The following is a 13,414-nucleotide window of genomic DNA, read 5'->3' as shown; positions in this document are numbered from 1 at the left end:
GATGAACCCGAGGAGAAGCGAGATGTTCCGCTGCGGCAAGACGTTGATCGTGCTAGTACTGCTAATGGCGAGTTCCGCCGCTGTCTTCGCCCAGACGGGAGACCAATCGTCTGGCCCCAGCAACGAGCCGCAGCCGACGACTAAATCGTCGCCCGGTGCCGAGTTGTTGAAACCCGAGCAACTCGAAGCGCTGGTTGCCCCGATTGCGCTTTATCCCGATGAGTTGCTGGCAAATGTACTGGCGGCGTCGACTTATCCGCTGGAAGTCGTGCAGGCCGACCGCTGGCTCAAGGAGCGCAAAACGCTGAAAGGCGATGCGTTGAAGAGCGAAGTTGAAAAGCAATCATGGGACGATAGTGTCAAGGCACTTTCGAGCACTCCTGACGTCATTGCGATGATGAGCGACAAGATCGACTGGACCAAGCGTCTCGGTGATGCGGTTCTCGCACAGCAAGCGGATGTCATGGATGCAATTCAACGCCTTCGCACCAAAGCCTATGACAACAAGAAGCTCGTTACCACCAAGCAGCAGAAGGTCAGCGTCCAAACGCAAGAAAACAGGCAGACGATCGTTATCGAGGCTGCCAGTCCCGATACGATGTACGTGCCCTACTACGATCCGGAAACGGTTTACGGGACTTGGCCCTATACGGAATATCCACCTTACTACTTCGGATATCCGTCCTATATCGGCACGGGAGTGATCGCGGCAGGGCTCGCGTTCGGTGCGGGCTGGGCTATCGGACGCTGGGGCAATTATTGGGGCGGCGGGTTCAATTGGGGTAACCGCAATCTCTACGTCAATCACTACAACAGAATAAACAACGTCGGAAACAACTGGCAGCATAATCCGGCGCATCGCCAAGGCGTGCGATATAACAATGCGAATGTTCAGCAGCGTTTCGGCAACAACGATCTGAGGTCAGGCGCTTCGAACCGCATGGATTTTCGTGGCCGCGATGGGCAGCAGGTGCTTCGTCCGGAGCAGGGCCGACCTGGCGGCGGAGATCGCGCAGTCGGGGGGCGTGCGGACGACCGTGCGGCTTCACGTGACCGGTCGGGCGGCGGTCGTGGCGGTCGATCGGGCGCAGCGGATCGTGCCAGAGGCGGCGGCGACCGTGCCAGAGCGGGTAACAGGGCTGCCAACCGTGCTGGCGGCGCGGCGCGCGGCGCAGCCAGTCGTGGCGGTGCCATGAACATATCGTCGGGCAGGGTGGCTGCCGCGGCCTCGGCTCGTGGTCATGCGAGCCTGGGCGGACGAGGTGCTGGCGGCTTCGCCGGACGTGGCGGCGCGGCATTCGCCGGTAGGGGGGGCCATGGCGGCGGCTTCCGTGGTGGTGGTGGTGGTGGTGGCGGCTTCCGAGGCGGTGGACGGCGGTCCGATGTCGAATTGAAACACGATATCGTACTGCTGGGTTATCTTGCCAACGGTCTTGGCTACTACCGCTTCAGCTATCTCGGTAGCAGCAAGTCATATGTCGGCGTGATCGCGCAGGAAGTGCAAAACCTGGCGCCGCAGGCCGTGACCCGTGGTCGCGACGGCTATCTCAGAGTTTACTACGAGAAGCTTGGATTGAAGCTGCGAACCTACAGCGACTGGTTTGCTGAAGGCGCAAAAATTCCTGCGCTGCGAGAGGTGTCGCCATGATAATGTCAATGTGGATGTACCGCGCCGCTTCGACAGGCGCGGCGGCCATCTTAGCGGTTGCACTGTCTGCCGATGTGAGCCAAGCTCAGCAGACCTTTTCTTCGCCGGAAGATGCAGCGGCGGGATTGGCCACGGCGGTCAAGGCCGGAACCACGAGAGCGATTCTGAAAGTCCTCGGCAGAGGCGCTGAAGACGTGGTCGAATCCGGAGATAGCGTTGCTGACAAAGAGACGCGGGAGCGTTTTCTTTCCGCTTACGATGCCAACCACTCTATCAAGGCTGAGGGAAACAAGAAAGCCACGCTCATTTTGGGCGCTGATGAATTTCCGTTTCCAATTCCACTTGTCAACAGCGAGAGCGGCTGGGAATTCGACACGGCCGCCGGGCGTCTTGAGATTCTTTATCGCCGCATTGGGCGCAATGAATTGGATGCGATTCAGGCCTGTCTCGCCTTCGTAGATGCTCAGAACGAATATGCCGAGAAGGATCGTACAAACGAAGGTGTTGGCGTGTACGCGCAACGTATCGTCAGCAATCCGGGCAAAAAGGATGGGCTATTCTGGCGTGACGATCGCGACCCGAGTCCACTTGGTGAGTTGGCGGCGAAAGCATCATCAGAAGGCTATAAGGTCGATGGGCATGGCGCCCCGTATCACGGATATTTCTTTCGAATAATGAGGGGACAGGGCTCCGACGCACCCGGAGGCGCATTAAACTACATCGTCAAGCGTAAAATGATCGGCGGGTTCGCGCTGATCGCCTATCCTGCCGAATACGGCAACTCTGGCGTTATGAGCTTCATGGTCAATCACGCCGGCACTGTCTATCAAAAGGATCTCGGCAGAAAAACGGAATTTCTCGCCAAACGTATCGTTCTGTTTGATCCAGATCAGACCTGGAAGAAGGTTGATGTGGCGAAGCCTTGAACGTAGGTGTTCTGGTTTCCTGAGGGCAATGTGGGCGGGCAAGCGATGGGCTGAAGCGCTAAGCATCAGCTTGTCAATATAGATCAACATCTCACTTTTGGCGGGGCGGATGCAATCGACTTCCCTTGCATCCACAGTAACGCTGCATCGACTATCTCCAGGCCGAAAATGTCACGGCTGACTGATTTTTGTTTGACTTAAATCAAAGCCGGAGATGCTAGGGCTCCGATCGTCAGGACACGCGCCGAAGTGCGTATAACGTGTCAGTCCAGGCCGGTGGGAGATGCACCATGAAGGCAAGCGCAGCTCTGAGGAAGGAAGCTGAGACCGGAGATTGCTGGAGTGATTTCCAGCCTGGTGATTGGCTCAGTTCCATCAATGTTCGCGATTTCATTGTCCGAAATGCTACGCCTTACACAGGCGACGAAGCTTTTCTCACTGGTCCGTCGCAGCGCACCAAGGCTGTCTGGGCAAAGTTGCAGCCGTATTTCGCCGAGGAACGGAAAAAGGGGGTCCTTGCAGTCGATGCTCAAACTGCCTCGACACTGCTTGCCCACAAGGCTGGTTACATCGATCGTGATAATGAAGTTATTGTGGGTCTTCAGACCGACCGGCCTTTCAAGCGGGCGATTTTTCCGTTCGGCGGATTGCGGATGGTCGAGGCGGGCCTCAAGGCTGCGGGCTTCGAACCCGACCCGGTCGTCCACGAGGTTTTCACGAAATACCGAAAATCGCATAACGACGGCGTCTTCGACGCCTATACGCCCGAAATCATGAAATGCCGGAAGTCCGGGATTATCACCGGCCTGCCGGATGCTTACGGTCGTGGCCGTATCATTGGAGATTACCGGCGGGTCGCTCTTTACGGGATTGATCGCCTTCTCGCAGCCAAGCGAGCAGAGCGGGAACAGATCGATGACATGTGGCCGAGCGATGACATCATTCGGTTACGCGAAGAACTGTCCGACCAGATGCGCGCGCTCGAGGACCTGTCCTCGATGGCCAAGCTATATGGCTTCGATATATCGAAGCCGGCTCGCAATGCTCAGGAGGCATTCCAATGGACCTACTTTGCCTATCTGGGGGCGATCAAGGAGGCGAACGGGGCAGCAATGTCCATCGGCCGGATATCGAGCTTCCTCGACATCTACATCGAACGGGATCTTAAGCAGGGAGTTTTGGACGAAGGCAAGGCTCAGGAGCTCTGGGATCAACTGGTCCAAAAGCTTCGCATAGTCCGCTTTTTGCGAACGCCCGATTACGACGCGCTGTTCAGCGGAGACCCTTATTGGGCGACAGAGTGCGTCGGCGGTATGGATCTGGACGGGCGCACGCTGGTGACCAAGAGCAGCTATCGCATGCTGCACACGCTTACAAATCTCGGCCCGGCACCCGAGCCGAACATTACGGTTCTCTGGTCCAACCATATGCCCGCAACATTCAAGCGCTATTGTGTCAAGGTCAGCCGCGATACGTCTTCCCTTCAATATGAGAACGACGATCTGATGCGTCCGTTCTGGGGCGACGATTACGGCATTGCCTGCTGCGTTTCGGCCATGCGCCTCGGCAAGCAGATGCAGTTTTTTGGCGCCCGTGTAAACCTGGCGAAGGCGCTACTGTATGCGATCAATGGCGGTCGCGACGAAGTCTCAGGCGAGCAGATAGCTCCTCAGACGCGTCCGGTCGCGGGCGACTTGCTCGACTATGATGATGTGATAGCCAAATTCGACACCACTATGGAGTGGCTGGCACGCACATATGTCCACGCGATGAACTGCATCCATTATATGCACGATAAGTATTTCTATGAACGCCTGGAGATGGCCCTGCACGATAGTGACATCCTCAGAACAATGGCATTCGGCATCGCCGGCCTGTCGGTGGTGGCCGACAGCCTCAGCGCAATCAAGTACGGCAAGATCCGTGTTACCCGGGATCCGACAGGGTTGGTGGTCGACTATCAAAATGAGGGGAATAAGGCGCCCCCACAATTCGGCAACAATGATGATCGCGTTGATCAGATCGCATCAGACATTGTCACGAGCTTCATGGCGAAGATACGAAAACATCCTACCTATCGTAATGCGACGCACACGCAGAGCGTGCTCACCATTACCTCGAACGTGGTGTACGGCAAGGCGACCGGAAACACCCCCGACGGCCGCCGCAAGGGCGAGCCGTTCGGGCCGGGCGCAAATCCTATGCACGGCCGGGACAGCCATGGCTGGCTCGCTTCCTGCCTGTCTGTTGCAAAGCTTCCCTACAAAGATGCGCAGGACGGCATCAGCTATACGGTCTCCGTCGCTCCACAGAAGGCGCATCTATCGGAAAGCCAGCTGATCGAAGAAGCCGTGAAGGCGTTTGACGTGTACTTTGATCGAGGCGGGTTCCATATGAATCTGAATGTGATCGATAGAGATACGCTCGAGGACGCGATGAAGAATCCGGATAAGTACCCTCAGCTCACTATTCGAGTCTCTGGCTATGCCGTCAACTTCGTTCGTCTTACGCCGGAACAGCAAAGAGACGTGATCAGCCGCACTTTCCACGGTCAGATCTGAACCGAGGTGAACCATGTCGACGGTGCGGATGCTTGAATCCGGAAGTCGTTATGACCTCCGGGTTGGAATTTCACCCGACGCGCCAGACGAAGGCCAGTTCAAGAATGAAGAGGGCGCGTTCGGGTATTGTCACTCCTACGAAACTTCATCCCGATACGATGGGCCAGGTCTACGCGTTGTGCTCTTTGTGTCCGGCTGCCTTTTGCGATGCACCTACTGCCACAATCCGGATACGTGGCATCTGAAGGATGGGACCTACGTTTCGGCCGATCATGTGCTTCGTCGCCTGAGTGAGTTCTTACCTGCGCTTGTTCCGCTTGGCGGGGGACTTACGATTTCCGGCGGCGAGCCGATGGTTCAACTTGAATTCACCCGGCGAATATTTGCTGGAGCAAAGGCGTTGGGCCTGCACACAGCGATCCAGACCTCCGGATTTATGGGAGATCGTGCCGATAAAAATTATCTATCGAACATCGATCTTGTCATGCTCGACATCAAGAGCTCGGATCCCGACACCTACCGAGGAGTGACGGGGCGCGATCTTGCGCCGACGCTGCGCTTCGCCGAGCGCCTCGCGTCGGTATCCAAGCCGGTATGGGTCCGTTTCACGCTCGTCCCCGGCGAGACCGACGATCCAGCGAACGTTGATGGCATCGCTCGATTCGTCGCGCCGATGAAGAACGTCGAGTGGGTCGAGGTGCAATCGTTCCATCAGATGGGTTCTTTCAAGTGGGAGGCGATGGGGCTCGACTACAAACTTCAAAATACTTCACCTCCCGGCCGGGATCTACTGAATCGGGTCATTGAGCAGTTCCGCGCAGCAGGCTGCCGAGCGCGTTAATCGGCAGAGTCTCGGGAGAAACGAAATGTTGGACCTTGTTCGTGAGATCATCGGAAGTCAGCCGATACTGACGGCATTTCTGGCGATCGGATTGGGTTACCTGGTCGGCCAGATCAATATCGGAGGATTTTCTCTCGGCGTCGGCGCTGTTCTTTTCGTCGGCCTCGCCATCGGTGCGTTCGCGCCAAAAGCCCAGATTATCGGGCCAATCGGGCTGACAGGATTGATCATGTTCCTGTATGGGATCGGTATACTGTATGGCAGACAGTTCTTCGAAGGCATGGTCGGCGTCGGACAGAAGTACAATCTGCTGGCTCTCTTCGCATGCCTGGCCGGCTTGGCGGTCGCGCTTGGGCTCGGGCACATTTTCGGCATCAAGATCGGACATACGCTCGGCATCTACGCCGGATCGATGACAAGCACGGCCACGCTCCAGGCTGCGCTCGATGTTATGAAGAGCAAGGATCCTTCGATCGGTTATTCGATCGCTTACCCCTTCGGGGTCATCGGTCCGATCCTGTGCATCTATTTCATGACCAGAATAGTAAAACCGAAATTTCCGGCTAAAGCGCAGCGGTTCCAGATGGGCGAAATTCTAATCGGCGAAGGCCACGACGGGAAGCGACTTGATGAACTGACGGCAAGGGCGCTCAGCAGAGTGCAGGTCACGATGGTTCGAAAGAACGGGCGCAACTTCGTTCCGACGGCCGATACTGTTTTGTCCGCCGGCGATGCGATTCTCGTGATTGCGGAGCAAAATGAAGAAATTGCCAAAGCGGCCGCGGTGCTCGGAAAGTTGGAATCGGGCCGCTTGGCCAGCGACCGCGCGGATCTTGATTACATCAGAGTCTTTGTCGGGAAAGCCAGCGTAGTCGGAGTGCCGCTCGCCAAGCTTCCCATGCCGGCCGGCTTTCCGACGCACATATTGCACGTCCGTCGCTATGATGCGGACCTCGTACCGACGCCAGACCTGATGCTGGAATTCGGCGACCGAGTCGGCGTGCTGATGCCGCCTGACCGAAAGGATGATGTCCGGCGTCACTTTGGCGACACCGTGAAGGCGGCGGCCGAATTCAGCTACGTCTCGCTTGGAGTTGGAATGGTCCTGGGGGTCTTGCTTGGGCTCGTTCCGATTCCGGTTCCTGGAGTAGGTGTGGTGACGCTCGGTATCGGTGGGGGGCCGTTGATCGTTGCGCTTATCCTCGGCAAATTACGCCGCACAGGCCCCATGCTCTGGACCATGCCCTTACCAGCGAACATCGTCTTGCGAAACTTCGGACTTGCGATGTTCCTTGCCACCGTCGGGGTTAACGCCGGGCAGCCCTTCGTTCGAACCGTCACGGAATCCGGGCTCACTATGCTCTTTATCGGAGGTGCGGTTCTGCTGACGCCAGTATTCATAGTCTTGCTGGTCGGACACCACGTTATGAAAATCCCGTATGATGATCTCGTGGGCGTAGCATCTGGCGCCACAGGAAATCCGGCGATTCTCGTCTATTCGACCAAGATGGCGCCGACCGAACGGCCCGACATCGGTTACGCTATGATCTTTCCTTCCATGACGCTGGTGAAGGTGATCGCGGTGCAGATCGTAGGCCTTCTTATGGCCGGTAGCAGCGCAGGCTAGTGATCGCGGAGATCGCGGTGCTGGCGGAAGTCGTTTACAGGATCCAACGCGACATCCGAACTCGTCGATAATTATAGCAGACACGGGCAGCCGAGATCACTGAGGCTAGGGCATGACAAGGTTCCAGGCGAGTCTCGTATCTCCGGAAAGTCTGCTATTTTCCGGTGAGGTCGACCAGGTCGATCTGCCCGGCATGGAAGGCGATCTTGGCGTACTGGCCGGTCACGCGCCAATCGTTGTGATGCTTCGTCCGGGAATCGTGACGGCAGTCGCAGGAGGTGTCGGAGAGAGGTTCGTCGTCTTCGGAAGCGTGGCGGAGAAAGAGTGTTACAGTTCATTCGATTGAAAGCAAAAAGGAAATAAGGCGCTACATGCGCGTAAGTTTCTACGGCTCTTTTGCTACGTTTTTGGCCCTCGTTTCATGGGAGCCCTATAGCGCGGCTGCGCAGGTTCTTACGCCATTCCGCTATGAATCCCAGGCGCAGCGCCACTGTCCCGCGGATACGATCGTTTGGCTCGATTTCAAACGAGAGCGCTACTACCTGAAAGGTCAGAGGCGCTATGCTTCGGGATATTCCGGCAGCTTCGTATGCAGGAACGAGGCCAGGAATAGCGGCTATCGTCGCTCGCCGCTGGGATTGAGATAGATGGGTATATGGAAACCCGTGCGCTGGGCGAGCGAGTAATCTGATGTTATGTCTTCCGCCACACCGTTAATTCTTAGCGCGCTCCTGGTGGCCGCTTGGATCGTCAACGGCCACGCGACGAGTCAAATCGATTACCTGCTGCCTGGGCCTATTTCGCCGCGCAAGAGCTCAAATATTCGGCCTAAAACTTTAAGAATATGGACTTCAACTGTATAGGACCAAACCCACGCTGCCTGCGACAATCAAAGCGCCAAGGGCGATGGTCCAGATCATAAACTTATTGGCGCGGTCGTGTTCGTTCATCACGGCACCTCTTTTCAAGCCAAGCTCAAAGTATGACCGACCTGCGACATTTGTACAGGGGTAGCGCGTGCATCTTCCGCCGCACCTATCGTTGGACAAGGATACGCCCCTATCGCCCACGGTTCAGAGAGCAGGGCGTATTCTTTGCCTTTCAATCCCGGGCGGGCTGCATCACCAATATATGCGGATTTGATTTGCGACAGGCACAGGCGCGCGTGATGCTGCCAGGATCCACCGTATGAGTTTCACTGGTCGAATGGCACTATATTGCGCCGGGCAAGCCCATGCAGAGAGCTTCAGCGGCCGGGTGACTCAACGAAGGGCTCTTCACCAGCTATCGGCATGCCCGAGCAAGTCTGCGCCCGACGCGTCCGCGCCATGCGCCTAGAATACATTCTTCGCAAGTCCAACCCGATCATGCGAACTGCTGACATGGACGCTTCCTTCAAGTGATGATCAACAATATCACTTGGCACTGTCATGCCATCAGGGGACGTCCACCCCATCTGTCTCGGCAGCTACAAATCCGCAATCAAAGGTCTTTACAGAAAAGCGCACTCGATCACCGACCCATAGGGTAAAAAAACTTCTTGCATCAGGGACGGAAACCGCAAAAAGAAGCGAGCCTAGCTTCGGCCGAAAACGACGATTGACATTGTTCGGGTTTATGTAACTTGAATCGGGGTAACCGCTAAGAGTCGATCCGAGGGGCGCATCGTTATGAGATTTTCATTCAAACATTGGCCTATTTTTTTTAAAACTATTTTTGTGATCACCACCGGCGTGGTGGCGGCCTTGATGATTTTTTTTCTAGTGGCGGTTTTCGCACCGGAGAAGGTCAGAGCGGCGCTCAAGGATATCGGCTGGGCCGGCGAAACAGTGTCGGCCATATTGCCTCCACCGCTGCCGGCCGCGCAGGTATCTTCGAAGGCTTATTGGCTCAAGCAAAATTGGTCAGCGCGTGAGCGCTTCTGGTTTCATCACGCCTCTCAAGGTACTGCAACCTTTCCAGTGCCCTATGACTGGTTTGTCTCGCTTGAGCGGGCGGAGCTCGCAATCCTATCCACGCCGAAGCTGCTGAGCGATGGAGATTATCTGATTCGTTTCGGCTTCATTCCCAGTCCACGCAAGCTTGACAGTAGCGCATCCGATTTCGGTTACAGCAAGGACGCTTCTAACATCCAGACTTCGGCCGAACCCGAACAGTTCAAGGATTATCCCGAAAATCCCGACGGGCTACCGGTGGGGTTTGCAAAACTGGAGGGCGGCATCGAGCCGTCGACCGGCGAGCCTTATCCCGCTCAGCTTGGGTTCACCTGTGCCGCCTGCCATACGGGCCAAATCCGTTATCGAGGCGTCAACATTCGCTTTGACGGCGGGCCGGCGATGGTCAATCTCGGAAATCTTGAGTCTGCCATTGGACTTTCGATTTTTTATACCGTCTACGTTCCCACTCGCTTCGATCGTTTTGCCGATCGAGTCATCGAGCGCGCTGTAAAAGCTGGTTCGGCACCAGCTGATCGCTCTGCATTCAAAGAAGAACTCAAAAGGAAACTGCGACAGACCCTTGATAAGATCAAACGCGAAAGGGATTGGAGCAAGGCAATCCTTGCGCGCGGGAATATGACTTATATTGATGAGGGGTTTGGCCGTCTCGATGCCCTCAATCGCATCGGCAATCAGCTCTTTTTCTCGGACTTGCTGCCATCGGACACTAACGGGAATCAGGGGTTTCCTCAGGAGCTCGCGAGGAACTATGCGCGACCTGATGCGCCGGTCAGCTTTCCACCGATCTGGGACGTGCCGTGGTTCCTATGGGCGCAATATGATGGTTCGGTCCAAAACGAACTTGTCCGAAATGCAGGACAGTCGCTGGGCGTCAAAACAAAGCTTAACCTGACAGAGCATTCGGATCCAAATCGACCCCTGTTCAGGTCCTCCATGAAGATGAAGAACATCTTCTGGATCGAGGAAATGCTTCGCGGACCCGATCCGTTTGCCGATAACACGCCTGGTCAGGAGCCGAAATTCAAGGGGCTGGTCGCGCCCAGATGGAAGGAGGCTGCGGATATATTTCAAAGCGATCCAGCCTGGCAAGTCGACGATGAAAAAGTGAGCAACGGTCGACGGCTCTATGCCGAGCTTTGCGTCGAGTGTCATCGCGGTCCCGTGCGCGATCCTGAATTTGACAAGGAGAGGCCCGATCTTTCGTTTTGGCGCGCTGAGAATCCAGACCGAGCTGAGAAAAACTGGGTCAAGATCGGCGACCGCAGTTTTTTCAATGTCGTTGAAAAGCCGGTAGCCGTCATGGGCACTGACCGCCAACAGTCTCGTGTCCTCTCCGAACGTCAAGTCTATTTGCCGCCTTCGCTCGGCGTAAATCCAACCCAGCAACTCAACGCGCAGTGGTCCTGCGACCTGCCGCCGAACGACGAAGCGCTCAACGCTTTATTCACCTTGGCGTTGATGGCGGTGGTCGATAAGTCGATCGACCAATGGTTCAAAGACAACCCTGTCCCGGCGGAGCTGGAGAAGATCATGCGGGGAGGGCGACGGAACTGCCAGAACAAAAAGGCCTTCAAACCGATTGCGCCTGTTGACGGCAAGCCCCCCAATCCGCCGGTCGTCCTGGTACCGCACTATCGCGCACGACCGCTCGACGGCGTCTGGGCCACGGCGCCTTATCTTCACAACGGCTCGGTGCCAACCTTGTATGACCTGCTCACTCCACAGCACCTGAGGCCCCAGGTTTTCTGCGTCGGAAGCCGGGAGTTCGATCCTGTCAAAGTCGGCCTTCCGGTGAAATCCGGTGAAGCCTGCGCTACCGGACTGACCCGCTTTGATGTGACCGGACTTGGAAACAGCAATCTTGGGCATTCATTCGAAGGCACCGAGACTGACAAGACCAAGCTACCGAATGGCGTTATTGGACGTGGTCTGACCGACGCTGAACGTGACGCGTTGGTGCAATATTTGAAAACGCTTTGAACAATCTTTGCTGACGCGGAAGCATCACGACTTCGATGTATTGCGGCTGGTTCAAAGAATCTCTGGAGACTGGCTGCGCGTTTTGGAGAACGATACTGCCCGCCGTAACCCGCCGGCAAGGTGAAGGGATTTCGGCGGGAAGGCCTCGGAAGGGCATGTTTGCGGCGAGAGCAGGTTCAGGAGCTGAGATCGAGCGTAATCAAATGGCCATCGCCATTCTTCTTTGTCTAATTTAAGCAAGGACCGAGTCGCGTTGCTTTAATCCGCCAACCAAGCCGGTGTTCCAGACTGTGGAGGCAATCGTGAAGACAAGTATGGAATATTTGATCTGGCCTGAAAGCATTATGTTTATGCCACCCACCATAATCTAGTTCTGAGATTTGCCATCGAGCAATCGACCGGCATAAGCTTTTGCCTTCTGGTCACAGCAATTGGGGACGACGTCATGCCATTCCTCGAGGCGCTTGATGCCTTGCCCGCGGACGATCCCGCTCGCACCGCACTATTCTATCAGTGGCTCAGACGCGACTGGAGGGCGCTGTTCAGCGAGTTGCGCGCGAACCGTCCGGTCCTGTCACTGCCGCCCTTCACGGTTCTGGCGCGCTGGTCTGACGTCGTCGATGCGCTTTCCCGCAACGAGACGTTCCGCGTGCCTTACACGCCGCATATGGACGACTCGGTCGGTCCGTTCATGCTGGCCCGCGACGGGGCGGTGGAGAACTGGCGCGACAAATCGGTGATGCGCGCGATACTCCGTTGGGAGGACGTTTCGTCAATCCGTGCGCTGGCGGCAGGCACGGCGGCGGAAGCACTCGCCGCCGTGCCGCCGCCTACGATTGACGTCGTGCAGACTGTCTCTCGGCTCGTGCCGCTGCGTGTCGTTCAGCAAAGCTTCGGTTTCCCGGGACCGGACGATGAGCACATGTTGCGCTGGTCGTGGGCGACGCAGGCCGATATGTTCCACAACCTGACAAACGACCGCTCCCTGCTTGACGCCTGCAACGCCGCCGGTGCCGAGATGCGGACGTGGATTCGTGCGTTTCTTGCTGAACGTGAGCCGTGGTGCGGCGCGCAGGGCGAGGATAGCGTCTCGCGTTTGCTGCGAATGACCGCGGGCGGTCTCTCCGGCCTCGATACCGAGCAGGTGGTGAGCAACATCTGCGGCCTGCTGGTCGGCGCGATCGAAACGACGTCGCAAGCTATCGTTAACGCCACCGAGCAGATCCTGCTGCGTCACGACATCACTGCGCGCGCGATCGAAGCGGCTCGATCGCCGGATAGCGCAGAATTCGACGCGATCGTCTGGGAAGCGCTGCGGTTTAACCCGATGACCACCTTCGTCGCCCGCGTCGCCGCCGAACGGGCGGTGCTCGCGCCGGGCAGCCCGCACGAGACCACGGTGGCGGCCGGGTCGGTTATTGCCGTCGGCATCGGCTCGGCCATGTTCGATGCAGGTGTCTTCCCCGAGCCGAATGAGTTTCGCGTCCGCCGCCGTACATCCTATCTGCATACGGGCTTCGGGCCGCACGAATGCCTCGGCCAGTTCGTCGCCTACGCTATCATTCCGGAGACGATCCGGCAGATTCTCCTGCTGCCCGGCGTTCGACTAATCGAGGGCGATGCCGGGCACATCGACATGGCTGGCGGCCCCTTCGCCGAGCATTTCGTCGTTGGCCACGGGGCAGGCGCAGCCGCCGAGTGATAAGATCCCGGACTCACGAGAGGACTTAGAGTCCTTCGCTGTTTCATAGAAACGGTGAAGGACTCTGGCTTCTTGATTTGACGCGTTTTCTTCACGCGAACCGGTATCCACTTCGCTCGAAAACGCTCTAGGGTCGAGACTCAATTGATCCACCAAGTCAGGGTAGCGGCC

At 56.9% G+C, this 13,414-nt stretch carries 8 protein-coding genes and 1 pseudogene; all 9 read left to right on the top strand.

The annotated features are described in order from the left end of the window. Positions 1–22: 22 nt before the first annotated feature. The 9 genes and pseudogenes from BGO16_RS13390 to BGO16_RS13350 all read left to right on the top strand — a co-directional run bounded on the left by BGO16_RS13390 (position 23) and on the right by BGO16_RS13350 (position 13,243). Entirely contained in the window at positions 23–1,648 is a 1,626-nt protein-coding gene (locus tag BGO16_RS13390) for a DUF3300 domain-containing protein (RefSeq protein WP_292619244.1), read from the top strand. Next, positions 1,645–2,574: a DUF2950 domain-containing protein gene (locus BGO16_RS13385; RefSeq protein WP_292619218.1), complete on the top strand. Its 930-nt coding sequence runs from the start codon at positions 1,645–1,647 to the stop codon at positions 2,572–2,574. Before BGO16_RS13390 ends, BGO16_RS13385 begins: the two co-directional genes overlap by 4 nt. A 290-nt stretch (positions 2,575–2,864) precedes the next feature. Continuing rightward, positions 2,865–5,135, top strand: coding sequence for a formate C-acetyltransferase (gene pflB, locus BGO16_RS13380; RefSeq protein WP_292619217.1), 2,271 nt, complete (start codon positions 2,865–2,867; stop codon positions 5,133–5,135). A 13-nt stretch (positions 5,136–5,148) separates the two neighbouring features. Beyond that, complete coding sequence (pflA, locus tag BGO16_RS13375) at positions 5,149–5,976, top strand: pyruvate formate-lyase-activating protein (RefSeq protein WP_292619216.1); 828 nt, start codon at positions 5,149–5,151, stop codon at positions 5,974–5,976. Beyond that, entirely contained in the window at positions 5,939–7,603 is a 1,665-nt protein-coding gene (locus BGO16_RS13370; protein ID WP_292619215.1) for a TrkA C-terminal domain-containing protein, read from the top strand. The genes pflA and BGO16_RS13370 overlap by 38 nt, the downstream gene beginning before the upstream one ends. A 112-nt stretch (positions 7,604–7,715) precedes the next feature. Then, positions 7,716–7,922 (top strand): annotated as a pseudogene (gene atpC, locus BGO16_RS13365) (F0F1 ATP synthase subunit epsilon); the annotation flags it as partial. A gap of 52 nt (positions 7,923–7,974) precedes the next feature. Continuing rightward, a complete protein-coding gene (locus BGO16_RS13360) occupies positions 7,975–8,250 on the top strand; it encodes a hypothetical protein (RefSeq protein WP_292619213.1) in 276 nt (91 codons plus the stop codon). Between the two features lie 1,023 nt (positions 8,251–9,273). Then, entirely contained in the window at positions 9,274–11,541 is a 2,268-nt protein-coding gene (locus tag BGO16_RS13355) for a di-heme-cytochrome C peroxidase (protein WP_292619211.1), read from the top strand. Positions 11,542–11,986: 445 nt separating this feature from the next. Then, entirely contained in the window at positions 11,987–13,243 is a 1,257-nt protein-coding gene (locus tag BGO16_RS13350) for a cytochrome P450 (RefSeq protein WP_292619209.1), read from the top strand. The last annotated feature ends 171 nt before the right edge of the window (positions 13,244–13,414 follow it).

The sequence above is a fragment of the Nitrobacter sp. 62-23 genome (assembly GCF_001897285.1).
In the GTDB taxonomy this organism is placed as follows: domain Bacteria; phylum Pseudomonadota; class Alphaproteobacteria; order Rhizobiales; family Xanthobacteraceae; genus Nitrobacter.
The sequence above is the reverse complement of the archived record's forward strand: the minus strand, read 5'-3'. Positions and strand labels throughout refer to the sequence as shown.

What these genes read in the sequence shown, in the direction of transcription:
- BGO16_RS13360 (WP_292619213.1), top strand. Translation starts at nt 7,975, where the DNA reads ATGCGCGTAAGTTTCTACGGCTCTTTTGCTACGTTTTTGGCCCTCGTT.
- pflA (WP_292619216.1), top strand. Translation starts at nt 5,149, where the DNA reads ATGTCGACGGTGCGGATGCTTGAATCCGGAAGTCGTTATGACCTCCGG.
- BGO16_RS13390 (WP_292619244.1), top strand. Translation starts at nt 23, where the DNA reads ATGTTCCGCTGCGGCAAGACGTTGATCGTGCTAGTACTGCTAATGGCG.
- BGO16_RS13385 (WP_292619218.1), top strand. Translation starts at nt 1,645, where the DNA reads ATGATAATGTCAATGTGGATGTACCGCGCCGCTTCGACAGGCGCGGCG.
- BGO16_RS13350 (WP_292619209.1), top strand. Translation starts at nt 11,987, where the DNA reads ATGCCATTCCTCGAGGCGCTTGATGCCTTGCCCGCGGACGATCCCGCT.
- BGO16_RS13355 (WP_292619211.1), top strand. Translation starts at nt 9,274, where the DNA reads ATGAGATTTTCATTCAAACATTGGCCTATTTTTTTTAAAACTATTTTT.
- pflB (WP_292619217.1), top strand. Translation starts at nt 2,865, where the DNA reads ATGAAGGCAAGCGCAGCTCTGAGGAAGGAAGCTGAGACCGGAGATTGC.